The organism is Pseudomonas sp. ADAK2, from assembly GCF_012935755.1.
GTDB lineage: Bacteria > Pseudomonadota > Gammaproteobacteria > Pseudomonadales > Pseudomonadaceae > Aquipseudomonas.
In genome coordinates this window covers 871,454-895,016 of record NZ_CP052862.1, presented here as the reverse complement: position 1 = coordinate 895,016, position 23,563 = coordinate 871,454, and the positions used below count along the sequence as shown (strand labels likewise).

General features: G+C 55.8%; 22 protein-coding genes and 2 pseudogenes. 18 read left to right on the top strand and 6 right to left on the bottom strand.

What is annotated here, in order from left to right:
- The first annotated feature begins 21 nt into the window (after nucleotides 1-21).
- Entirely contained in the window at nucleotides 22-456 is a 435-nt protein-coding gene (locus tag HKK52_RS04055; protein ID WP_237150685.1) for a barstar family protein, read from the top strand.
- A gap of 219 nt (nucleotides 457-675) precedes the next feature.
- Here HKK52_RS04055 and HKK52_RS04050 read toward each other — a convergent pair whose 3' ends face one another.
- The 3 genes from HKK52_RS04050 to HKK52_RS04040 all read right to left on the bottom strand — a co-directional run bounded on the left by HKK52_RS04050 (nucleotide 676) and on the right by HKK52_RS04040 (nucleotide 3,306).
- On the bottom strand, nucleotides 676-1,236 hold the full coding sequence (locus HKK52_RS04050) for a hypothetical protein (RefSeq protein ID WP_169369648.1): 561 nt from the start codon (nucleotides 1,234-1,236) through the stop codon (nucleotides 676-678).
- A gap of 264 nt (nucleotides 1,237-1,500) precedes the next feature.
- Nucleotides 1,501-1,686 (bottom strand): hypothetical protein, encoded by a 186-nt coding sequence (locus tag HKK52_RS04045; protein ID WP_169369647.1) that lies wholly within the window; start codon nucleotides 1,684-1,686, stop codon nucleotides 1,501-1,503.
- Between the two features lie 192 nt (nucleotides 1,687-1,878).
- Entirely contained in the window at nucleotides 1,879-3,306 is a 1,428-nt protein-coding gene (locus tag HKK52_RS04040) for a GGDEF domain-containing protein (protein WP_169369646.1), read from the bottom strand.
- A gap of 727 nt (nucleotides 3,307-4,033) precedes the next feature.
- Between HKK52_RS04040 and HKK52_RS04035 the strand changes: the two genes are divergently transcribed.
- Together HKK52_RS04035 and HKK52_RS04030 are read left to right on the top strand one after the other, a co-directional pair.
- A complete protein-coding gene (locus tag HKK52_RS04035; protein WP_169369645.1) occupies nucleotides 4,034-5,083 on the top strand; it encodes a hypothetical protein in 1,050 nt (349 codons plus the stop codon).
- A 367-nt stretch (nucleotides 5,084-5,450) separates the two neighbouring features.
- Nucleotides 5,451-6,041: an acyl-homoserine-lactone synthase gene (locus HKK52_RS04030; protein ID WP_169369644.1), complete on the top strand. Its 591-nt coding sequence runs from the start codon at nucleotides 5,451-5,453 to the stop codon at nucleotides 6,039-6,041.
- A 48-nt stretch (nucleotides 6,042-6,089) separates the two neighbouring features.
- Here HKK52_RS04030 and HKK52_RS04025 read toward each other — a convergent pair whose 3' ends face one another.
- Nucleotides 6,090-6,815, bottom strand: coding sequence for an autoinducer binding domain-containing protein (locus tag HKK52_RS04025; protein ID WP_169369643.1), 726 nt, complete (start codon nucleotides 6,813-6,815; stop codon nucleotides 6,090-6,092).
- Nucleotides 6,816-7,250: 435 nt separating this feature from the next.
- On the opposite strand from HKK52_RS04025, the gene HKK52_RS04020 reads away from it, so the two are divergent.
- From HKK52_RS04020 to HKK52_RS03970, 12 genes and pseudogenes are all read left to right on the top strand, one after another.
- Nucleotides 7,251-7,742: a PhzA/PhzB family protein gene (locus HKK52_RS04020; protein WP_169369642.1), complete on the top strand. Its 492-nt coding sequence runs from the start codon at nucleotides 7,251-7,253 to the stop codon at nucleotides 7,740-7,742.
- A gap of 23 nt (nucleotides 7,743-7,765) precedes the next feature.
- A complete protein-coding gene (locus HKK52_RS04015) occupies nucleotides 7,766-8,257 on the top strand; it encodes a PhzA/PhzB family protein (protein WP_169369641.1) in 492 nt (163 codons plus the stop codon).
- Between the two features lie 24 nt (nucleotides 8,258-8,281).
- Nucleotides 8,282-9,484 carry a 3-deoxy-7-phosphoheptulonate synthase gene (locus HKK52_RS04010; RefSeq protein WP_169369640.1) on the top strand — a complete coding sequence of 401 codons (1,203 nt, stop codon included), beginning with the start codon at nucleotides 8,282-8,284 and terminating at the stop codon, nucleotides 9,482-9,484.
- A 15-nt stretch (nucleotides 9,485-9,499) separates the two neighbouring features.
- A complete protein-coding gene (locus HKK52_RS04005) occupies nucleotides 9,500-10,123 on the top strand; it encodes an isochorismatase family protein (RefSeq protein WP_169369639.1) in 624 nt (207 codons plus the stop codon).
- A 20-nt stretch (nucleotides 10,124-10,143) separates the two neighbouring features.
- A complete protein-coding gene (locus HKK52_RS04000; protein ID WP_442962287.1) occupies nucleotides 10,144-12,033 on the top strand; it encodes an anthranilate synthase family protein in 1,890 nt (629 codons plus the stop codon).
- 2 nt (nucleotides 12,034-12,035) lie between these two features.
- Nucleotides 12,036-12,872, top strand: coding sequence for a PhzF family phenazine biosynthesis protein (locus HKK52_RS03995; RefSeq protein WP_169369637.1), 837 nt, complete (start codon nucleotides 12,036-12,038; stop codon nucleotides 12,870-12,872).
- The gene (phzG, locus tag HKK52_RS03990) at nucleotides 12,869-13,537 is read left to right on the top strand and encodes a phenazine biosynthesis FMN-dependent oxidase PhzG (protein ID WP_169369636.1); all 669 of its coding nucleotides are present in this window, start codon (nucleotides 12,869-12,871) and stop codon (nucleotides 13,535-13,537) included. The genes HKK52_RS03995 and phzG overlap by 4 nt, the downstream gene beginning before the upstream one ends.
- Nucleotides 13,538-13,663: 126 nt before the next feature.
- A pseudogene (locus tag HKK52_RS32495) lies at nucleotides 13,664-14,044 on the top strand (IS3 family transposase); the annotation flags it as partial.
- Between the two features lie 20 nt (nucleotides 14,045-14,064).
- The gene (gene asnB, locus HKK52_RS03980; protein ID WP_169369635.1) at nucleotides 14,065-15,897 is read left to right on the top strand and encodes an asparagine synthase (glutamine-hydrolyzing); all 1,833 of its coding nucleotides are present in this window, start codon (nucleotides 14,065-14,067) and stop codon (nucleotides 15,895-15,897) included.
- Nucleotides 15,898-16,322: 425 nt separating this feature from the next.
- On the top strand, nucleotides 16,323-16,478 hold the full coding sequence (locus tag HKK52_RS03975; protein ID WP_336604957.1) for a hypothetical protein: 156 nt from the start codon (nucleotides 16,323-16,325) through the stop codon (nucleotides 16,476-16,478).
- Nucleotides 16,479-16,509: 31 nt separating this feature from the next.
- Nucleotides 16,510-16,736: pseudogene (locus HKK52_RS32830) on the top strand (hypothetical protein).
- A gap of 597 nt (nucleotides 16,737-17,333) precedes the next feature.
- Entirely contained in the window at nucleotides 17,334-17,996 is a 663-nt protein-coding gene (locus HKK52_RS03970; protein ID WP_123407373.1) for a carbonic anhydrase, read from the top strand.
- Between the two features lie 433 nt (nucleotides 17,997-18,429).
- Here the strand turns inward: HKK52_RS03970 and HKK52_RS03965 are convergent, their stop codons facing one another.
- The gene (locus HKK52_RS03965) at nucleotides 18,430-19,866 is read right to left on the bottom strand and encodes an IS1182 family transposase (RefSeq protein WP_169369634.1); all 1,437 of its coding nucleotides are present in this window, start codon (nucleotides 19,864-19,866) and stop codon (nucleotides 18,430-18,432) included.
- A 198-nt stretch (nucleotides 19,867-20,064) separates the two neighbouring features.
- Nucleotides 20,065-20,982, bottom strand: coding sequence for a LysR substrate-binding domain-containing protein (locus tag HKK52_RS03960; RefSeq protein WP_169369633.1), 918 nt, complete (start codon nucleotides 20,980-20,982; stop codon nucleotides 20,065-20,067).
- Nucleotides 20,983-21,128: 146 nt separating this feature from the next.
- Between HKK52_RS03960 and HKK52_RS03955 the strand changes: the two genes are divergently transcribed.
- From HKK52_RS03955 to HKK52_RS03945, 3 genes are all read left to right on the top strand, one after another.
- Nucleotides 21,129-21,380, top strand: coding sequence for a hypothetical protein (locus HKK52_RS03955; protein WP_169369632.1), 252 nt, complete (start codon nucleotides 21,129-21,131; stop codon nucleotides 21,378-21,380).
- Nucleotides 21,381-21,455: 75 nt separating this feature from the next.
- Complete coding sequence (locus HKK52_RS03950) at nucleotides 21,456-22,073, top strand: NAD(P)H-dependent oxidoreductase (protein WP_169369631.1); 618 nt, start codon at nucleotides 21,456-21,458, stop codon at nucleotides 22,071-22,073.
- Nucleotides 22,074-22,119: 46 nt separating this feature from the next.
- Entirely contained in the window at nucleotides 22,120-23,016 is an 897-nt protein-coding gene (locus HKK52_RS03945; protein ID WP_169369630.1) for an NmrA family NAD(P)-binding protein, read from the top strand.
- The last annotated feature ends 547 nt before the right edge of the window (nucleotides 23,017-23,563 follow it).

The following is a 23,563-nucleotide window of genomic DNA, read 5'->3' as shown; positions in this document are numbered from 1 at the left end:
CAACGGCCGCTGGAACGTCGTTTGTCGCGGATCGAGCCCAAGGTTGCGCGAATATGCTGTCAGCAATTGACTTCATCTCGCGAGACCGCCATACCTGTTTTTTCTAATTCGACGGAGGTTGATCTGACAATGGTGCGAGTGGATGCAAACCTGATAACTGACTGGCAAACATTCCACAGCGTATTCGCAGAAAAATTCGGTTTCCCTGGTTTCTACGGCCGCAATATGGACGCTTGGGTTGACTGCCTTGCATACCTCGATGACCCCAGCGCAGAAATGTCGTCTGTCCACGTTCAAAGCGGACAAACACTCTCATTGGTCATCGACAATGCCCAGAGTTTCAAGCATCGCTGTCCTGAACAATTTGAAGCTCTGGTGGAATGCGCCGCTTTTGTGAACTGGCGAGCCGTCGTTTCGGGTGGCAGCCCGATCCTGGCACTTGCTTTCAATGTCTAAGTGCTCGCGCACGTCAATCAACGGGGGTTATCAATGACTGCAATGGGAGGAAAGTCGATCGTCCTGACAGGCTGTTATCGGCCAGAAGCAGTCGGTCGTGAAGGACAGAGAACGGCCAGAAGCGGTCACTCACCTGAAATAAATTTCGATCCCAAACGGCGCCAACGCTTTAAATGAAAGGGCCGCCGTGGTGGCGGAGCGAAGCACCTGAGCTGCCTATCAGAGCGTTGTACATTGAGTACTTTGAAGGAAATATTTGAGAGCAGCCTGATAAATAGTTAATGGTTGGTTATCGGCTTCTAGTATGGCAAATGGAATCAATAATAGATGTGAAAATGATGTGGAGCTTATTGAGTAGGTTTTTTGCCTGCAAAAGCCGTGATCGTTATTTAGGGTGAAATTAAACTTAAACAGGTTTGGCCTTGTACACCAACTAGGAATCAAACCAAGACTCAAGCCAGTTAAATATTCTTGTCCGCAAGCACCGCCAAATGGAAATTCTGAGATCTTTATCTCTAACGTAGGGAGTGTCGAATCTGTAAGCTTGGAGCTAAGATCCTTTGCATTTGGAATGGTTTTTTGTGTCACTGCGTATGCGTCTTTGCCAAAGCGACTGCCTTTCAATGGGGAGTCCATTTCGTAGCTGTAGCTGGAGATAATTTCTATTATTCCGGTTTCAACGTGTTCGTTGATTGTCGGTTTGGACGCATATGATGTACAGCCAGAACAGAGTATTGCAATGCTGATAAAAATAAATCTATTAGCCATTAATTGGTGCATGCTCAGGGTTATCCGAATTATTCATTGGCCAGTTTTCTGTCGCTCGACACCTTGGCTAACATCAAGCGTCTCGCCTGTATATACAACTCTCGCTTGAAATAGCAGGGCAAACATCGCGCATGATATCTGAAGACCAAAATGCCTATGTGAGGAATCGATAGCCAATAGGATCGGTCGCCGCATTGTCAATATAAGTGAAAGTCCATTTCTAGCCGATTGGTGCCTGTCGCGATGGGCAGTTATCGACCTACAACAGACATCAATTCACGGGACACTGGTATAGATGAGCAAGGCTATGAATGCTGCGAATGGAGAGAGCAGAATCAGCCCACCGACGACAACTGCCCAGCCCCAGGCAAAACCACTCTCTCCTTTGAAACAGCCGCCACTCAGCAAGCCCAGCACAAAAACGCCAATGCGATGAGCTATCAAATCGATAATGAAGTCCATTGACCCTTTCTCCTTGTCGATTTTCCCAAGAACGTCAGGGCGTCCGCTATTGGCCGAAAGCAGCTGTTCGCGACAACCCTATGGGGGCATTGAGACTGAGCGACGGCGCTTGCCTATGCCCACGAACCTGGAAACCATAGCGCCCAATGCTGTGGCGCATGCCGAACGCTTTCAGAGACTTCGAGATGATGGTCAGGGCAGAGGTTGGAGACTGGTTTTGATAGTAGTGACCACACGGTTACGGCCTTCGTGTTTAGCGTGATATAGACGTTGATCGGCTGCACGTAAAATTGCCTCGATGGTGTCGCCGTCGCGGCCAAATTGCGATACGCCGATGCTCACTGTGACCACGGTTAACCGCTGTAGGCCATGAAAAGAATTATTTGCAACGGTGCTTCGCAGACGCTCAGCGATTACGTGCGCGCCTTCAAGTGAGGTCTGAGGTAGCAGTATCATGAATTCTTCTCCGCCTACTCGGGCTACGCCGTCATACGGCCGGATGGAATGGAGGCACTTCTTCACGAAAATCTTCAGGATGTCATCGCCAACCTGATGCCCGAAGCGATCGTTGATGGACTTGAAATTATCCAGATCGAGTGCCAACACGGAGAACGGCTCACCGCCGCGCTTAGCCCGGCCAATTTCGATTTCGACCCGTTCCATAAACCTACGCCGATTATCAGCGCCAGTCAGTGGATCGGTCGCCGCAAGGTGCCCGAGTTCTTGATTGGTGCGCTGGAGCTCCTGCAGGGCGCTCTCGGTATACGCCATCGCTTCGGCAAGACGTGCCATTAATTCCTCTTGGCTGTAAATCTTCGAGAACGACTGCGTGGTGAGGAACGCTTGCACTACCCCATAGCTCAACATGAAGAATCCACCGGCGAAGATCGCATGAGCGAGCCACCACATGTGGTTCCACGGACGGGCAAGGATGAAGGCAAGAGATGACAGCGAGAACGCAGCGACCGAGATGACAAAAATCATCATCAACGGCGAACGGATACGACGCAGCAGGAGTATCGCCACGGTCAAAGTGGAAAGAACGAGGGCACCACCTTCCATCGAGAGGCGCACCGCAAGGTTACCGGCGATCGGCGAATTTGCGACGTACGCGACTGCCACGTCAACCAACAGGAACAGTCCTATCCAGGTCAGCCACGGGCGGGACTTCATTCGTTGGTCCGCGGCATCAGGTGGGTGGTGGTACGACAGCATTCCGACTAACAGCAGAGTCGCCATGACCAGTCGAGAGGCCGGACCATAAAGCAGGAAGAGCCAGATATTGTGGTGTGCGAGCCCAGTGAACACACCATGCAACGCGTAGATCAGCACAAAACCGAGAAAGCCAAGCGTCATCCAGCGCAGCAGCGGGTCTCCCGATGACTGATAGCACCGCCACGTTACGTACGTCACAAACAACCCCTCCAAGGTGGCTGCCGTGATCGCAATGATATGGAACAGGTGGTTCTCGAATATAAGGGCGGGGTCTTGAAAGAAGTATAAGTAGACAATCAAAAAGGCCGGAACGAACGCAAATCCGACGAGCAGCAAGTGAGCGTAAACCTTGACCATGACGCGAACGGCTTCAGGTGGCTCGCCGCTGGCGATGAGATTGCTCATGGTTCCCTCCAAGATTAAATCCATTTAGCCAACACCGGTCCGGTGTTGGCTCCAAAGCCACCTACATGCCAACGGTCCCTCGCATCATCACGCAGATATGGGAGGGAACTGATCTATGGCATTTCAATTTTAGACTCCCTACCAATTTCTGCTGAAGAAGCAGGTAAAAATGTTCACGCGATCGCAATTAAATAATAACGAATGTCTCGTTATTCTCATCGTCCAAGGGTTAGCTGTCCTTTCTAAAAATCAGGTGGACACCATGGCTGGACTAACGGAGTTAGCTAGGTGACTTTGCCGGACGCATACGGGTAATTACCCCAGTCTCGCTAGACATAGGAAGATGTCTGACGGGGTAGCTTTGGGTTTTGGATTTCGGTCAGTCGTGAGAGGCAGGAATTGGCCGATCTCTGCCGGTAGTGTCCGGCAGCAACCAACCCAAATCCAACAAGGAGATGGTTCGCAAGGTATCAGACGGGGTCAGTGACATCTAGGCAACTGGGCCGATTTGGTATCGTCGCCAACAGTCAGAGGGCATCTTCGCTGCCAGATATTACCGATGGGGGGTAAGTGATCAAAGATTGGCTCTCGAAAGTGTGCACCATCATTTCCTCCGAGATAATTTGCATTGGAAAGGCGACCACAAGCCAGCTATTTTCCTCAAGCGCTGTTTAGTCTCATCAAGACCGGACCACCCGGACTCGCCCATATGTGGAAAAGCTCATTCATGCTTACAAAACCCACACCTTTTGCCGCAGTGCTGTTTGTTGGTGCCTGGTTGCTGCCGGAGCTTGGTCACAGTGCAGATATGACCTTTTCCCGTGGCGGGGTAACTCAGCCCTGCCGGGATCCGGGCACTTGCCTCGCCTGGATCAATGCGAAGGGCGAAATCACCGATAAGACAACTGCAGACTTCATGGCTTATCTAAAAACCCATCCTCACGAGCCACCGGTCATCCGGCTCGACTCTCCAGGAGGGAGCCTTCGCGGGGGGATTCAGTTCGGAGAAACCATACGCAAACTGGGATACTCAACTCAGGCAACCTTCTGTGCCTCGTCCTGTACCTATGCATTCATGGGTGGGGTAGAACGCTCCCTCGTTGGCGATGGTGCGAAGATAGGCGTCCACCGCTTCTACCGAAATTCGGCAGTATCCGAGCCTTCAACTAAGCAGTTTACGGGAGAGGATCTGGACACCACTCAGAAAACCATGGCTGGCCTAATGCTTTATGGCGTCGAGATGGGGATAGACCTGCGCTTGATTGCTATGACGGCAGAAGCGGGACCAGGAGAGATGCGCTGGGTGTCAAAGCAAGAGGCCATAGACCTGAAGCTCACTTACCAACCAAATAAATGGCTGCCCTGGCGCGTGGAAGGTGATGCGGATAAGGGTTTGTTCGTCGCTTATTCCGCAACCCAGGATAGTGCCAAAAGTATGCAGTTCAGCTGCGACAGCGATAACGCGTATTTTTCGCTGCAGGACGATCGGCAGGATGTTGCCTGGTTTCGCCAGTGTGCGGCAGTGTCCGGCATGGGGCACCCGGTTCTCGGACAGTGGGTGCCTGACAGCAATGTCAAAGTTCAACCCTGGCACGGTCAGGGCGCTGTTATCGATTTCATTCTGCCGAAGGGCAAGTTCGATTTTAGCAATCCGTCCCTATTTTCGACGTGGGACACTTACTCTATGGCGTGTCTTGACTTAGATGGTGACTATGTCGGTACGAGCGAAAAGTTCAAGACGATGGCGACGTTAGTGCTTTCGGCATGTAACCGTTGATAGCACCGTGATCAGGCGCTTGCGGCTCAGGCGTAGGTCGTTACGCCAGCAGCGATAGTCGGGCGCTCGCATTAACGCCTAACGGTCGAAAGGAATTGTATGCCCTGATTCAACGCCAAGGCGCAGTCGAATTTCAAGTAAATGGTAGTTGAACGTATAAGATTTTCAGCTGAAAAAACTGTCAGGCAATCGGCGGGCGAAAAGTCAGATCCTTGGGCTTATGTTTCACCGAAGTACCGGCTACGAACTACCTGCAAAGGCGAGTGAGGGTTATGCCAACTTATCCTACCAGATCTTGTAGGTGCCAAGGCTGAACAAGTCCTCTATAAAAAACCGCACTTCCCCCAGCCCCAAGGAACTCCCAGCCATGCACATGGAAGAGCACACGCTGAGCGCAATGAGCGACGAACTTAAACTCATGCTAGGCCGCTTTCGGCACGAACAGTTCGTCGAGAAACTCGGCTGGCGGTTGCCCGCCCATCCGCACCAGGCAGGTTGTGAATGGGATCAATACGACACCGAGCATGCCCGCTACCTCCTGGCGTTCAACGAGCACTGCGCCATCGTCGGCTGCGCCCGCCTTATACCCACCACCTTCCCCAACCTGCTGGAGGGTGTCTTCAGCCATACCTGCACAGGGGCGCCGCCCAAGGATCCTGCCATCTGGGAAATGACGCGCTTCACCACCCGCGAACCGCAATTGGCCATGCCGTTGTTCTGGAAAAGTCTCAAAACCGCTAGCCTGGCGGGCGCTGATGCCATCGTCGGAATCGTCAACAGCACGATGGAGCGTTATTACAAAATCAACGGGGTCAACTACGCGCGGCTGGGGCCGGTCACCGTGCATCATGACGAAAAAATCCTCGCCATCAAACTCTCGGCTCACCGTGAACACCACCGTGGCGCCCGCCCACCTTCAGCCTTTATGCCCGGCACATTGTTGAAAGACACGGCTTGATACCGGCCGAGTCGTCCTTTTGGTCGGCTCGGCGGTAGTCGATGAACTTCAGATATACCCTAGCGCTACGGCGTAAGACACTGCCTGCACGCGGTTGCTGGCGCCGATTTTGCGTTGGATGTTGCGGTGATGGTAATTCACGGTGTCGGTGCACACGCTCATGATCACGCCAATTTCCTCGGAGGTTTTGCCGTCGGCGGTCCAGCGCAGCACATCACACTCCCGACCGCTGAACGCCACATCCGTATTGAACACACGAACGTCGCTCTCCAGCTCAGAAATTTTCTGGTGGGCCGCTGCGGCAAACGCTTTAGTCACCGGCTTCAATACTTCGAACTCCTGAAGGCTGATGACGTTGTCCTTGCGTGCCAGGCTCAACACCCCTACCCGACCCTGGGTGTTGAACGAAGGCTGTGCCAGGCCGTGGCATAGATACGAGTCGTTAGCTTCAGACCACAAGTCCTGGCAACCGCGGAATAGCTCATTGCTCCACAAAATGGGTGCCGACGAGACTTTGCTGTGTTTCACCGTGGGGTCGATCACCGCATAGTTCGCGGCCTGATATCGCTCTATCCAGTCCTTGGGATAATTACTGTACATATAGGTCTTGGGCCGCATGAACGGCGTTGCGCTGCACATGCCATAGGCAAAAAAATCAAACCGTAGTTCACGCAAAGCCTTCAACGCGGCTGTCGTAAATTCCTGCATGTTCGTGGTTTGCGCAAAGGTGCTGTAAAAATAAGCATCCCATCCTAACAGCTGTCCTAATTCCATTTTGAACACCTCTGAAGTTGGAAAAGAGTCGTGAGACTAGACGAACCTGAACTCATGTCAATACGCAAAATCTCACTGTTATAGATTGCTTCACACTAGCACTAGATTTCTTTGTGTCTACCCAACTAACTAGCCATAGGCCATTGATAGCCTGATGATGTTAGTTGGCTATTGCCGCCTCTCAGCCGACGACTGGACCTACCCGTTCACGATAATGCAACAGTCCATCCGACGGATCACGCCCCGCCCAATCATGCCTCGATTCACTACAAGATCTGGTAGTTCCAACTTCAGGAAGTGCGGGTGTATAAAAAACACCGCTCAGCACAGCCACCCAGGTGCAAAAGTTAAGAACTGTAAATATGGCCCTGCGCAATTAACTGATTATTTACTTGATTTTCCAAAGCTTCAACTCATCTAAGGAGAACACTGCCCATGTCTACTTTGCTTCCTGCTAGCGGCTTTAAGGATCAGCTTGAACTTCGCCGAAAAAATCGCGCCACCGTCGAACAGTACATGCGCACTAACGGCAAAGATCGCCTGCGTCGCCATGAACTGTTCACCCCGAATGGCAGTGGCGGCTCCTGGAACACCGAAACCGGTGAACCCCTTGTATTCAAGGGGCACGCGAAGCTCGCCGCTCTTGGGGGGTGGTTGGAAAAGTGCTTTCCAGACTGGCAGTTTCACAACGTGCGGGTGTTTGAAACCGACAACCCCAACCACTTCTGGGTGGAAAGCGACGGCCGTGGCGAAACCCTTGTCCCGGGCTATCCGCAAGGTTATTGCGAAAACCATTACATCCATTCCTTCGAACTGGACAACGGCAAGATCACGCAAAACCGTGAGTTCATGAACCCCTTCGAACAACTTCGCGCACTGGGCATTCCCGTGCCGAAAATCAAGCGTGAAGGCATCCCCGCCTCATAAGCCCTCATCATTGGAGAGTGAACATGTCTACTAACGCAGCGCGACAAACAACCGCACACGACACCCTTGAACTGCGCCGTAAGAACCGCGCCACGGTCGAGCAATACATGCGTACCAAAGGCCAGGACCGCCTGCGCCGCCATGAACTGTTTACCGAAGACGGCTCGGGTGGTTTATGGACCACGGACACCGGCGCGCCGATTGTAATCAGTGGCAAAGCCAAGTTGGCCGAGCATGCGGTTTGGTCACTCAAGTGCTTCCCGGATTGGGAATGGTACAACGTCAAGGTATTTGAAACCGATGACCCCAACCATATCTGGGTCGAGTGCGATGGTCACGGCAAGATTCTCTTTGCGGGTTACCCCGAAGGTTATTACGAAAACCACTTCCTGCACTCCTTCGAGCTGGAGGACGGCAAAGTAAAACGTAATCGCGAGTTCATGAACGTCTTTCAACAACTGCGCGCCCTAGGCATTCCCGTCCCGCAGATCAAGCGTGAAGGCATTCCTACTTAATCCTTTTGGGAGAGTGATCGCATCATGGAAGACTTACTGAAACGGGTTCTAAGTTGTGAAGCGTTCCAGCAGCCTCAATGGAGCGAGCCCTTACAATTGCATGACGCGCAGGCCTACCTAAGGGACAGCGCGTCACTGATTCGCGTCGAAGACATTCTGGTCCTGCGTGCCACCTTGGCCAGGGTCGCGGCGGGCGAAGCGATGATCATCCAGTCCGGTGACTGCGCCGAGGACATGGATGAAAGCGCAGCCAGCCATGTGGCGCGCAAAGCTGCGGTGCTGGACATCCTGGCCGGTGCGTTCCGGCTGGTGACCCAGCAACCGGTGGTGCGCGTCGGGCGGATTGCCGGGCAATTTGCCAAGCCGCGCTCTAACAACAGCGAACGCATCGGCGATGTCGAACTGCCGGTGTATCGCGGTGACATGGTCAACGGTCGCGAAGCCATCTGCGACCATCGCCAGCATGATGCGCAACGCCTGGTTCGAGGCTATCGCGCCGCGCAGGACATCATGCACCACCTGGGCTGGAAAGAACCGGCCGGCAAGGAGCAGCTCAGCGGCTCTCCTGCCTGGACCAGCCACGAGATGCTGGTGCTCGACTACGAACTGCCGCAAGTGCGCCAGGACGAACAGGGTCGGGTATTTCTCGGTTCAACCCACTGGCCGTGGATCGGCGAGCGTACCCGTCAGTTGACGGGCGCTCATGTGGCACTGCTCAGCGAAGTACTCAACCCGGTGGCCTGCAAGGTCGGCCCGGACATCACCCAAGACCAATTACTGAGCCTGTGCGAGCGCCTGGACCCGAGGCGTGAACCCGGCCGCCTAACCCTGATTGCCCGCATGGGCGCCCACAAAGTCGCCGATCGCCTGCCCCCCCTGGTTGAAGCGGTGCGCCATGCCGGCCATAAGATCATCTGGCTCAGCGACCCGATGCACGGCAACACCATCGTCGCGCCCTGCGGCAACAAGACCCGCATGGTGCAAACCATCACCGAGGAAATCACCGCTTTCAAACATGCCGTGACCTCGGCCGGTGGCGTGGCCGCCGGCCTGCACCTGGAAACCACGCCCGATGACGTCAGCGAGTGCGCCTCCGATGCCGCCGGCCTGAGCCAGGTTGCCAGCCACTACAAAAGCCTGTGCGACCCGCGCCTGACGCCCTGGCAAGCCATTACTGCGGTGATGGCCTGGAAAAACCTGCCTTCCTCCACCCTTGCTTACCTTTGACTGGAGTTTGCCGCCATGACTGGTATTCCATTGATCGCGCCTTACGCCCTGCCGACTTCCCGCGACCTTCCCACCAACCTCGCGCACTGGCACATCGACCCCGAGCGCGCCGTGCTGTTGCTGCATGACATGCAACGCTACTTCCTGCGGCCCTTGCCGGACGCCCTGCGTGAAGCCGTGGTGAGCAACGCCACGCGCATTCGCCAGTGGGCAGCCTACCACGGCGTGCCAGTGGCTTACACCGCGCAGCCCGGCAGCATGAGCGAGGAGCAGCGCGGCCTGCTCAAAGACTTCTGGGGCCCTGGCATGAAAGCTAGCCCGACCGACCGTGAGGTGGTCGACGCCCTGACGCCCAAGCCTGGTGACTGGCTGCTGACTAAGTGGCGCTACAGCGCGTTTTTCAACTCCGACCTGCTGGAACGCATGCACGCCAACGAGCGCGATCAGTTGATCCTGTGTGGGGTGTATGCGCATGTTGGGGTGCTGATTTCTACCGTGGATGCCTATTCCAACGACATCCAGCCGTTCCTGGTGGCCGACGCGATCGCCGACTTCAGCAAGGAACACCATTGGATGGCCATGGAATACGCCGCTAGCCGTTGCGCCATGGTCATCACCACCGACGAGGTGGTGCTATGAGCCAAGCCGCCGCCCGCCTCATGGAACGCATCCTGCAACCTTTACCCGAGCCGTTTGCCCTGTTGTATCGTCCAGAATCCAGCGGGCCCGGGCTGCTGGATGTGCTGATTGGCGTGATGTCGCAGCCGCAGGTCCTGGCCGATATCGAATTGCCTGCCCCCTCAATCGGTGCCCCGCGCCTGGATGTGCTGACGCTGATTCCCTACCGCCAGATTGCCGAACGCGGCTTCGAGGCGGTGGATGATCAGTCACCACTGCTGGCGATGAACATTACCGAGCAGCAATCCATCGGCATCGAACAGTTGCTGGGGTTGCTGCCCAACGTGCCGATTCAATTGAACAGCGAACGCTTCGACCTCAGCGACGCGCGCTATGCCGAGATCGTCAGCCAAGTGATCGCCAACGAAATCGGCTCCGGGGAAGGCGCCAACTTCGTGATCAAGCGTACCTTCCTGGCGGAGATCAGCGAGTACGGCCCGGCCAGTGCGCTGTCGTTCTTCCGGCATCTGCTGGAGCGCGAGAAAGGGGTCTATTGGACATTTATCATCCACACCGGCAGCCGCACCTTCGTGGGAGCGTCTCCCGAGCGCCACATCAGCGTCAAGGATGGGCTCGCGGTGATGAACCCCATCAGCGGCACTTACCGCTACCCACCCGCCGGCCCAAGCCTGACGGAAGTCATGGAGTTTCTGGCCGACCGCAAGGAGGCCGATGAGCTGTACATGGTGGTCGATGAAGAGCTGAAAATGATGGCGCGCATTTGTGAAGACGGCGGCCACGTCCTCGGTCCTTACCTCAAGGAAATGACGCACCTGGCCCACACCGAGTACTTCATCGAAGGCAAGACCCGTCGCGATGTGCGCGATATCCTGCGCGAAACCCTGTTCGCCCCGACCGTCACCGGCAGCCCGCTGGAAAGCGCCTGCCGCGTGATCCAGCGCTACGAGCCGCAAGGCCGCGCGTACTACAGCGGCATGGCCGCGCTGATCGGCAGCGATGGCAAAGGCGGACGCTCCCTGGACTCGGCGATCCTTATTCGCACCGCCGACATCGATAACAGCGGCCAGGTACGCATTAGCGTGGGCTCGACCATCGTGCGTCACTCCGAACCGATGACCGAAGCCGCCGAAAGCCGGGCCAAGGCTGCGGGCCTGATCGCCGCGCTGAAAAACCAGACTGCCTCGCGCTTCGGCGACCACCTGCAGGTGCGCGCGGCATTGGCCAGCCGCAATGCCTACGTCTCGGATTTCTGGCTGATGAACAGCCAGCAACGGCAACAGACCCAGGCCGACTTCAGTGGCCGCCAGGTGCTGATCGTCGACGCCGAAGACACGTTCACCTCGATGATCGCCAAACAGCTGCGGGCTCTCGGGCTGGTGGTGACGGTGCGCAGTTTCAGTGACGAGTACAGTTTCGACGGTTACGACCTGGTGATCATGGGCCCAGGTCCTGGCAACCCAAGCGATGTGCAACTGCCGAAAATCGACCATCTGCACGTGGCCATCCGTTCCCTGCTCAGCCAGCAGCGACCGTTCCTCGCGGTGTGCCTGAGCCATCAGGTATTGAGCCTGTGCCTGGGCCTGGAGTTGCAACGCAAGGCCATTCCCAACCAAGGCGTGCAAAAACAGATCGACCTGTTCGGCAACGCCGAACGAGTGGGTTTCTACAACACGTTCGCGGCGCGCAGCTCCAGTGACCGCCTGGACATCGACGGCATCGGCACCGTCGAGATCAGTCGCGACAGCGAGACCGGCGAGGTACATGCCCTGCGTGGGCCGGCGTTTGCCTCCATGCAGTTTCATGCCGAGTCGCTCCTGACCCAGGAAGGCCCGCGCATCATCGCCGACCTGCTGCGGCACGCCCTCATCCACACGCCTGTCGACAGCAGCGTTTCGGCGGCCGGGAGATAACCATGCACAACTACGTCATTATCGACGCCTTTGCCAGCGTCCCGCTGGAAGGCAATCCGGTCGCGGTGTTCTTTGACGCCGATGATTTACCGCCCGCGCAAATGCAACGCATCGCCCGAGAAATGAACCTCTCGGAGACCACCTTTGTGCTCAAACCGCGCAACGGCGGAGATGCGCTGATCCGGATTTTTACACCGGTCAACGAACTCCCGTTTGCCGGGCACCCGTTGCTGGGTACGGCCATTGCCCTGGGAGCACATACCGACAACCACCGGCTGTATCTGGAAACCCAGATGGGCACCATCGCCTTTGAACTGGAGCGCCAGAACGGCAGCGTCATCGCCGCCAGCATGGACCAGCCGATCCCGACCTGGACGGCCATGGGCCGCGACGCCGAACTGCTCAAGGCCTTGGGCATCAGTGACTCGACCTTTCCCATCGAGATCTATCACAACGGCCCGCGCCATGTGTTTGTCGGCCTGCCGAGCATCGAAGCATTGTCGGCCCTGCACCCCGACCACCGTGCCCTGTCCAGCTTCCACGACATGGCGATCAACTGCTTTGCCGGCGCCGGGCGGCGTTGGCGCAGCCGCATGTTCTCACCGGCCTACGGTGTGGTCGAGGATGCGGCCACAGGCTCGGCTGCGGGGCCATTGGCGATTCACTTGGCGCGCCATGGCCAGATCGAGTTCGGCCAGCAGGTGGAGATTCTTCAGGGCGTAGAAATCGGCCGCCCTTCGCTGATGTTCGCCAGGGCTGAGGGCCGCGCCGATCAACTGACGCGCGTCGAAGTATCAGGCAATGGTGTCACGTTCGGGCGGGGGACCATCGTGCTATGAACAGCTCAGTACAAGGCAAACCGCTGTTGGGTAAAGGCATGTCCGAATCCCTCACCGGTACACTGGATGCACCGTTCCCCGAGTACCAGACACTGCCCGCCGACCCTATGTGCGTGCTGCGCAACTGGCTGGAGCGCGCACGACGCGTGGGCATCCGCGAACCCAAGGCGCTGGCGCTGGCCACCGCCGACAGCCAGGGCCGGTCCTCTACGCGGATCGTGGTCATCAGTGAGATCAGTGACACCGGGGTGTTGTTCAGCACCCATGCCGGCAGCCAAAAAGGCCGTGAACTGACCCAAAACCCGTGGGCGTCGGGCGTGCTGTATTGGCGCGAAACCAGTCAGCAGATCATCCTCAATGGCCTGGCTGTGCGTTTGCCGGATACCAAGGCTGATGAGGCGTGGCTCAAGCGCCCTTATGCCACGCATCCCATGTCATCGGTGTCGCGCCAGAGTGAAGACCTGCGGGATGTTCAGGCCATGCGCAACGCCGCCAGGCAACTGGCCGAGGTTCAAGGCCCGCTGCCGCGTCCTGAGGGGTATTGCGTGTTCGAGTTGCGACTTGAATCGCTGGAGTTCTGGGGGAATGGGCGCGAACGGTTGCATGAACGGCTGCGCTATGACCGTAGCGAGACAGGCTGGAGGGTGCGGCGTTTACAACCCTAAATAACGTATGTATTTGTACGAGATCTGCCGCGTTGAGGGATGGCGTCAGGGGAGATATATCCGTTGCTGCCGCGGTAACGGCGACTATGGCTTCGCTTTTACAGCGACTCGCTTTGGTAGCGCCCTCTGGAATCGTCTCGGTATTCCCGACAGCCAGGACATGAAGGCAACCTCGTCCACCACAGTAATCGCGGAGTGCAGTATGTATCCATCAGGTACTCCGAGCGACTGGCAGACGCAGATGTTGAGCCTTCGGCGCGCAATGTCGGGGATTCTTATGACAACGCTTTGGCCGAAACCATAAACGGCTTATACCAGGCCAAAAGGGTGAGGTTGTGGAACCAACATTGGAGTTGGTGGACTGGTTAAACCATCGATGCTTACTGGAACCGGTTTGTCCTTCCTACCGCCCAAGATGAAGACAACTATTATCAGCAACTTAACGAGTCTGCCAAGGTGGCATTACTCGAACTAAAGAGTTCCGACAAACCTGGCACGGATCAATGATTAATTACAGGAGTTACTAAATGTGCGGTCTCACAGGGTGGGTAGACTATACGCGTATGCTCGAAGGGGAAACCCCGGCGATTTACGCTATGACCAATACGCTCGCACTTCGCGGGCCTGATGCTGAAGGCATATGGAAACACAGACACGCCCTTCTGGGGCATAGGCGGCTGGCGGTCATCGACCTGACCGGCGGCGCCCAGCCAATGGTCTATGGTTTTTCGGGCGGCCAGGAGGTATCGCTAGTCTACACTGGGGAGGTCTATAATCATGATGAATTGCGCAACGAGCTACGACATGCGGGGCATGAGTTTCAGACTCACAGCGATACCGAGGTTGTGCTGCATGCCTACTTGGAATGGGGCGAGCGTTGCTGTGACCACCTGACAGGCATGTTCGCCTTCGCCCTGTTCGACGGGCGCGATGGCCACCTGCTCTTGGTACGTGATCGCCTTGGGATCAAGCCGCTGTTCTATGCCCGGCATCGTGAAGGGCTGCTCTTCGGCTCAGAGATTAAGGCCATTCTGGCTCACCCAGAGTTCACTACGGCGCTGGATGTGACGGGGTTGGTCGACGTGCTCACGCTGTCGAAGGGGACCGTTCAGACACCTTTCAGAAATCTGATGGAGTTGCTTCCCGGCCACCTCTTGTCCTGGCGACCCAATGGGCAGGTGAAGATCCAGTGCTACTGGAAGGTACGCCGTCAGGAGCACCAGGACGACCTGCAGACGACAGTGCAACGGACCCGCGAGTTAGTCACCCACGCGTTGGGTTCGCAGTTGCATGCCGACGTTCCCGTGTGCTCGCTGCTCTCCGGCGGACTAGACTCCACCGCCCTCACGGCTATTGCGCAGCGTATTGTAAAGGCGAAGACCGGCGGGAATATCAATTCCTTTTCGGTGGACTTCACTGGCCAGTCCGAGCAGTTCAAGAGCGACGACCTGCGTCCCGATCAGGACCAGCCCTTTGCCGTGTTGGCCGCGAAATTCATCGGTAGCCGGCACCAGACCGTCCTCATCGACAACGAGGAACTGATCTCCGAGCTGGCACGCGAGGAGGTGTTCCGCGCCAAGGACGTGCCTTTCACCTTCGGCGACATGGATACCTCGTTGAATCTATTGTTCAGGGAAATTCGCAAGCACTGGACGGTGGCAATCTCGGGGGAGGGTGCCGATGAGGTCTTCGGTGGCTATGGCTGGTTCCGCGATCCCCAAGTCGTGGCGTCCGCGTGCTTTCCATGGTCGTCACGGGTGCAGTTGCCGGCCGGTTTTATCAATGCCGACTTCAACCGCCTATGCGATCTCGCAAAGTACCAAAAGGCAAGCTATGACGATGCGCTGCGACAGGTAGAACACCTAGTACAAGATAGTCCATACGAGCGCCGGATGCGCGAGCTTTGCCACATGCACCTGAAGCGGTGGATGGTGATGCTGCTGGATCGCAAGGACCGCCTGAGCATGTGCAACAGCCTCGAGGTACGTGTGCCGTTCACCGATCACGAATTGGTCGAGTACGTCTATAATGTGCCTTGGTCGATCAAGAGCAAGGATGGCGAGGAGAAATGGCTGCTCAAGCAGGCCTGTGCCGACTTCGTACCGGAGGCGGTGCTCAAACGCAGGAAGAGTCCCTATCCGACCTCAGCCGACCTGGGCTACGAACGCTTCCTTCGCCAGAGTGCACGGCGGCTTCTGCAGGACCCGGGGAACGCGGTGTTCGGTATCGTATCCCACGCCCATATGGCCGAGGAACTGCGCCAGCCCGAGGGCAACTTCAATACGCAAATGAGCCGACACAGCCTGGAAACAGCGCTGGCGCTGGATGCCTGGCTGCGCTTGCACGGGATGTCGGTCTGATACGAGCCTGAGGTAGCCACGGCAGTTCCGGTCGGGTACCGGGTATGCCTGTGGCTTACACTGGCGGTATGGTGTTTCTACCTTGATTCGCCACGATTGGTTTACACGCCGCCTTTCAGGTTTTTACTGTTCAAGATCATTCAGCTGCCCTTTTCTCGGTTCGGCTGGATCGCGCCAGGTTTGTCGGACACCCTTTTGTTTGAGTCATGCCACCTTGACAGGCTCGTTCAGCTGTGGCTGGCAGCCTGTCGCCGGTTGGCTTCCCATCTGTAGCGAACGCCAGTATGGCGCATAGGCGCTTGGGCTGAGTGGCATCCGGGAAATCAGTGAGCGGACGTTGCGGCTATCTGGCTTAGACGCTTATCGCCGCCCAGCAAGAGCTGTTTTATGGCCTTGAGGACTCTGCCGCAATCCTCGGGTGGTCGGTGATTGAGCTGAAAGATATGGCTAGTAAGTCCAATGAAAGCCAATCTGCCTTTTTTATGAAGATTTGCAAGATGTTGAATGCCGAGCAGGACAAGCTCCGCGTCTATGCGGCAGAAGTGAAGACTGGAACCATTGTGCGCGCCAAACCCGAATAAGTGCCGTGGTAGGAATTTTTACGAGGTAGTCATGGGGCCAAGAAAGCCTGTGGTGGGATTGAAGCGTGACCTTAAGGACATAGCTGATAATTTGGAGCTTGTCTCTGGTGAGCTGAGCAAGCTGGCTGAACGCATTGATGGAGTTGTATCACCGCAGTCCTCAATCTGATGTCGATGCTGTACAGCGACGCAGACAAGCTCAGGGCTTATGCGGCAGAAGTGAAAGCGGGGAGGATTGTGCGGGCCAAGACGGGGTGAAAATCCATTCGCGGAGCCCTGACCGGCGTCTTTTTTCTAACACCCTGGCAAGATGCAAGTGATGGTATAAACTTTCATTTGATCCTCATGACTTTTTACAGCCCGTCTCCCCTTGACGGGCTTTTTTTATCTCTACCCTTTGCGCCCTTGCCTCAAGTCACTCACTCACTCGCTTGAGCACAGACCGAGCCCGAGTGACTGCTCAGCACGAGCTATTCTGTTCCAGTGATCAGTTTTTCTTCAATCGCAGCTACCATTTCCCAGCAGTTCGGCATGCGTTTTAGGGCCTGGCAGACAGAGCATCAGATTATTCCAACCATGCCCTGCTAGATTCAGTTAGATAAAGTTCTCTAATGTCCGTTTTCCGTCTGTCGCGGTGTGCGGCTCTCGACCCGCACTCGCCTTTCAGGCCACCAAAAGATAAATGGCGGCTGCCAGTGGGGGCTTCCGTCATCCGCCGCGCTGGTCGCGGCTCGAAGTCCATCGCTGATCGGGTACAGTCAACGCGCGCGACGTCTGCGATAATGACGACGGAAGTGGCTCGATGGCATATCGAGTGCTCGTGCCAGCACCCGGCATTCTGGTTTGGAGGACTCCATGCGTGACATTATTGACGGCTTTCTGCGCTTTCAGCGCGAGGTTTATCCGCAACGCGTCGAGCTTTTCAGGCAGCTCGCGACTACACAAAATCCGAAGGCGTTATTCGTCACCTGCTCGGACAGTCGTGTTGTGCCCGAACTCCTTACACAGCGCGAACCGGGCGAGCTGTTCGTGATTCGCAACGCCGGCAACATTGTGCCGTCGTATGGTCCTGAACCCGGCGGCGTCTCGGCCACCGTCGAATATGCGGTCGCAGTTCTCGGCGTACAGGACATCGTGATCTGCGGCCACTCGGACTGCGGAGCGATGGGCGCGATTTCACGCTGCACGTGTCTGGATCATCTTCCGGCGGTCGCTAACTGGCTACGTCACTCGGACGCCGCGAAAGCGATTAACGCGGCGCATGAGTTCGACACACCCCGCGCGAAGCTCGATGGCCTCGTGCGCGAAAACGTGATCGCGCAGCTGGCGAATCTGCGTACGCATCCATCGGTGGCCCTCGCGCTCGAGCAGGGGCAAATGAATCTGCACGGTTGGGTCTACGACATCGAGGCGGGGTGCATCGATGCGCTTGATGGCGCGACACGACAGTTCGTTTCACTTGCTGATTCGCCGACCACCGTTGCGATCGCTGCGCGCAACGGCAGACAGGTGCGATAGCGACAGACACTTGAGGGTGGCCGCCGCATTATTTCCGAAATACTTTCGCCCCGGCTAAGGCTAGCGATGTGGCATTACCTCTATCGGGCAAGTTTCGGAGCGGACCAGCCGTTCGAATGATTGCTCGGCGGGAATGGCGAACGACCAGAACTGGCCGAATTATGCCGATGCTGACCGGCAGCTATGGGTCGGTTGCAGCCCTTCGCGACAGGCAACAATCGGCCAAAAGTAGACAATCATAGACGACCGCTTTCGGCCCAGGCCGTGTGAAAACGCACTGAATACGTCGAAAGTTGAGAGCTACGGGCGTTGCCTGCGAAACCAGCAGACTGAAGCGCGAATTGCCCTCGTCAGCTACATAGGCGTTCGTAAATGCTGTTTGGGCCGCGTCAGCGGCCCAAACAGCCACTCACGGACGATCAAACGGCTGGATTCACGCCCTGATCGCCTCAAGTAGTCCTGCGATGCCGAAAATGCTCATCATTCGTTTGAGGTTGTAGGCGAGCACATGAAGGCTCATTTCGGTGCTTACCCTTGGTAGGGTTTTGGTCAGGAAGTGGGTGGCTCCCATCCAATATTTGAGCGTTCCAAAAGGATGTTCAACGGTCTGTCGGCGACGCCTCATCATCGTTGGATCATTTTCCAGCCGTACCTGCATCGCATCGATTACGGCTTCATGTTCCCAGCGCTTTACCCGGCGCTCCTTACCCGTCGTACATTGCTTGTGCATTGCGCAGGACTGGCAGCCCGAGAACCAATAACAGTGCAGTAGCATGCCGTCTTCCACCGAAGAATGCCGCCGGGTCAGTAACTGTCCCGCAGGGCATCGATACTCGTCCGACGCAACAAGATAGATGAAATCCTGCTTGCCGAATCTGCCTTCGGCTTTGCTGCCAGATGTCAGGGGTTTCGGTACGAAGGTAGTGATGCCGGCTTGCTCGCAAGCAAGGATTTCCAGACCTTTGTAATAGCCTCGGTCGGCCACCACCGTTAGCGATTCAGCCTCGATTTCTTCACGCGCCTGGTTCGCCATATTGCTCAGTTGCCCACGGTCATTGCCAACGTTGGTCACCTCATGGGCAATGATCAGATGGTGCTTGTCGTCGACGGCTGTTTGTACGTTGTAGCCAACCGTTCCGGTGCCTCGGCCGCTCGTGGCCATTGAGCGTGCATCTGGGTCTGTGAGGGGGATCTGCTGGTCTGGACTTTCGTGGAGCTGCGCCTCGATGTCCTTGAGTTTCTGCATCTGCTTTTTCAGTGTTTCTATCTTTTCTTTAAGCCGCTCTGCTTTGGCCTCGGCCACTTCGGGCGTTGCCCGATCCGCCGAATCCATCGCCGCCAGATATCGATCAATGCTCTGCTCGATCTGCTGCATGCGTGCCTTCACCTTGCCCTGAGTGAAGTTGCGGTCGCGATTATTGACGGCTTTGAATTTGCTGCCGTCGATGGCGATGATCGATTGGGAGAAGAGATTGAGGTTGCGGCAAAGCACTACGAACTGGCGGCATACGCTGCGAATGGCTTTGCCGTTGTCTTTGCGAAAGTCGGCAATGGTTTTGAAGTCCGGAGCCAAACGCCCCGTTAGCCACATCAACTCGACGTTGCGCTCGGCCTCACGCTCAAGCCTGCGGCTGGACTGAATCCGATTGAGGTAGCCGTAGATATAGATCTTCAGTAAGACCGCTGGGTGGTAGGCCGGACGACCAGTTGCTGCAGGATCGACGCCCTCAAAACCCAGTGCGCCCAGGTCGAGTTCATCGACGAAAACATCGACCACGCGCACTGGATTTTCTTCGGCTACGTAATCGTCCAGACACTCTGGCAGCAGCGTCACTTGCGTCCGAGCCTCACCTTCAATAAATCGCTTCATGATCGCCCCCGATACGATCTAGACGATCAGAAGGTTAGACAATCACTGGCGTTTTCACACAGCCTGGACCCATAGCTGCCGGTCATCACGGCAAAATTTGGCCATTGTTACCCGTCGTGAGGAGCTGCAATCGATTCCAAACCGATCGGTCGCATCATTGATGCGTTTCGGGAGGCGGTCACCGTTCCCAGTGAGCACTCATTCAGGCTTCCAGAATTCATTCCTTTGCATCAAATCACTCACCCAGTCAGTGACTGCCCTGACGCGAGCGGACAAGTGCCGGGTATACGGATAGACCAGTGAAAGGGTAATCGACTCTAGCCTCCAATCCGGGAGAACCTCGGTCAATAGCCCCTGCTCAATAAGTGGCTGCGCTTCCGCCCTCGGTACAAAAGCGATTCCCAGTCCGGCAACCGTAGCGGCGGTATGGGCGCTACCGTTGTTGAAGTACATCGATACCGGCACATCCAGGCTGAATGATTTGTCACCACGAAACATAGTGGGCAGGTACCGTCGGTTGTTAGCCGAAAATCTGTATCCCAAATTACGATGTTGGAATAAATCTTCCGGCGCTGAAAGGCTCGGGGCTTCTCGCAAATAGTCAGGAGAAGCACAGAGTGCCAGTTGAACTTGCCCGATGATCTTGCAGACCAGGTTTGGGTCCGTTACGACGCCGCCCCTGATCGCGCAATCAATGCCTTCTTGTACTAGATCCACTACCCGATCGCTACAGCCTATATCCAGATGGATATTGGGGTACTGCACGGTAAATTCGCGCAGTGCCGGGACGACTAACAGCAAGCCAACCCCCGCTGGCATTTCAATGTGTACCCGGCCACGCGCAGCGCTGCGGCTCAAAGAAACGGAGGCTTCCAGATCGTCGACATCTTCTAGAACGGCTCTGGCACGCAGGTAGTACGCAGCCCCTTCAGTAGTGGGGGAGACCTTTCTGGTGGTGCGGTGCAACAGCTTGATCCCCAGTAGTAACTCCAAGGTCTGGATTTGTCCCGAAACGGTCGTTTTCGCAAGCCCCAATGACTCGGCGGCACCGCCGAAGCTTCCTATCTCGACGATCCTGCAAAAGGCCCGCATTGCTTCCAGTCGATCCAGTGCCATTGTCCGAGTTCTCGTATTATAAAACCGATTGTGGCTAGATTATATCGTGTTTACGTTCAAGTAAACTGCGCAGGCTTAATAGGTGGTCCTTACATGGCAGGCCTATACATCAACTAGCTATGTTCAATGTTGTCTGGAAAAAGTTTATGAACAGTGTTCTGAAAGTGTTTTCTATTACGTCTTTGATAGTGGTCCCTATCGCGAGTTTTGCTGCTGATGGTGCGGAGGCGCTTCAACGGCATCATGAACGTAACAAACAACGGTTTAATGAAGCTGAAATGCGGGTACAGAGTAAACAGGCTATTGAAACAGATAAGCCTGATGTTTCTCAGGAGGAGAATAAATCTTCAGGCGAGGTGGAAGAAGCTAATGCACGCGCTGCTAAAGAGGCAGTCTGATATCGGCTTGGTTAGTCGGTAGCTTCTGGCGAAATTACCAATGTTGAATTGAATGTATTAATTTATAGGACACTTATGAGTAATCAGGTTCGAAAAGCACTTATCGTTGTCACTCACCCTGTTCCAGGTTCCCTCAGCCATGTTATTGCCGATCGTATCAGCGAAGACCTTGTCGGGCGGGACATCGAAGTAGAGATCGCAGACCTTCATGCGGAAGGCTTTTCGCCCGCAATGACTGCGGGGGATGTAATGCTCTACCGCGGGGTCGGTGAAGTTGCCCCTGAGATCGCGCGTGAACAGGCGAGGGTAGATCAGGCTGACATGCTCGTGTTCGTTTTTCCTGTTTATTGGTGGTCTGTCCCCTCGATGCTCAAGGGATGGTTCGAGCGCGTATTTAACGGAGGATGGGCTTATAGCGTCGATGAGAAGGGGCGTGTTATTGGCACCATGCGCGACATTCCCGTGCTGCTTGTCGCAACGGCAGCCGGCAATGAGAGTGGCTATGAACGCCATGGCTATGCACAGGCGATTCAGAATCAGATCGTGGAAGGTATCTTCGGATATATCGGCATGAAAAATACGCAGGTCGCATATTTCTATGACGCGGACAACGCCACGAACGAGCGGATTGAACAGTTCGTTGAAGCCGCAACCCCGCAATTGGAAAAAGAGCAGCTTCTGTCCACGATGTGACGGTCAAAACCGTCACAAGGCATCGGCTCATCGTAAAGGAGATAGCGTGGAAAAAGTATTGATCCTGGGCGCGACCGGCAATATCGGCGCCCTTGCAGCAGACCGGCTCGTTCGTGAAAACGTAAGTCTGCGCCTCGTGTCAAGCCGCGAAAGCGGCGTCAAGTCGCTCCGTGAACGTTTTCCCAGTGCTGAGGTTCTGCAGGCGGATTGGTATGACCCCGCGAGCCTGAAAGCGGCGATGCGAGGCGTGGATCGGCTGTTCATCGTCACGCCAGACTTCGTGACGGACGAAACGGTGGTGACACCTAACATCATTGATGCTGTCCGGGAGGCGGGCAGCGTTTCGCAGATCGTGCGCCTGACCGCGATGCCACCCGGTTTGAAGGCGACAGATATTTCCAGGGAAGTGCTGGCAACCCGCTGCGGTGCAGCCCAGCATATGGTTGCCAAGCCGCTCCTGGACGCAAGCGGATTGCCGATCACCTATCTTAATGTCGCTTGCTGGATCATGTTCAACATGTCCTGGTACCTGGCGGAACCGGTCAAGACCCAACAGCAGCTTCTTATGCCGGCTGTGACCGATGCACGCCGCCGTTGGGTGTCCGAGGAGGATATCGCTGATGTTATCGCCAGAATACTCATGGACACACCGGAGGACCATATTGGGCAAGACTACCTGATGACCGGTGCGGAACAATTCGATTACAAGGATGTTGCGCAATTACTCAGCGATGTGACCGGCAAGACAATCACTTATGTCGACGATGATTCAATGTTAAAGACTTCGATGGGCGGCTGTTTCGACACATTGATGACCTACTACACCCACGAGTCGCGCGATTATCTGTCGGTACCGGCCAGCGATGCGAAGTTGAAGATTTTGGGAGTACGTCAGACTACGCTGGCGGAATACCTGACTCAGAATATTACTATGTTTATCTGATGCGTCTGCGGGCGTATTTGATTGAAGCGTCATAACTTGATTCTGGATTAGTAGCTTTTTGCCGAAAATGGTCCCGCGATGAATGTCAGCTAATGGCCGTTTTCAGTCGGTCACCGCAGGCAGAAACGGCCAAGAGCAGACGCTTTCCCTAAGTGCTTGTTGTTCGGGAGTGGTACGCGGACGGATAAACAATGGACGGCCTAACGATACCCCTCGTCTCCGAACAAATCGTCCCTTGCGGCCAAGCCAAAATCATCAGGGGCGTCAGCAGCTGTGTCGCTGAACAAATTCTCGGTCCTCCGTTCCTGCTTGAGGTAAGCAATAGTCTTGAAGAACCAGTCCTTACAGAGATGCAGCTCATACCGCTCGCCGTCATGTCTGGTGCCATAACCCCACTCAGCGTGGAGGCTGGCGTATTGAAGTCCGCCATTCTCAGAACGCGTGGAACTGCTGCATGCATCACACAAGACGTCAATGACTGTCTCGATCTCGACTCTTCCCGTGATCTTCATTGCTGCCCTCTACCTATGTCTTGAATCAACACGTC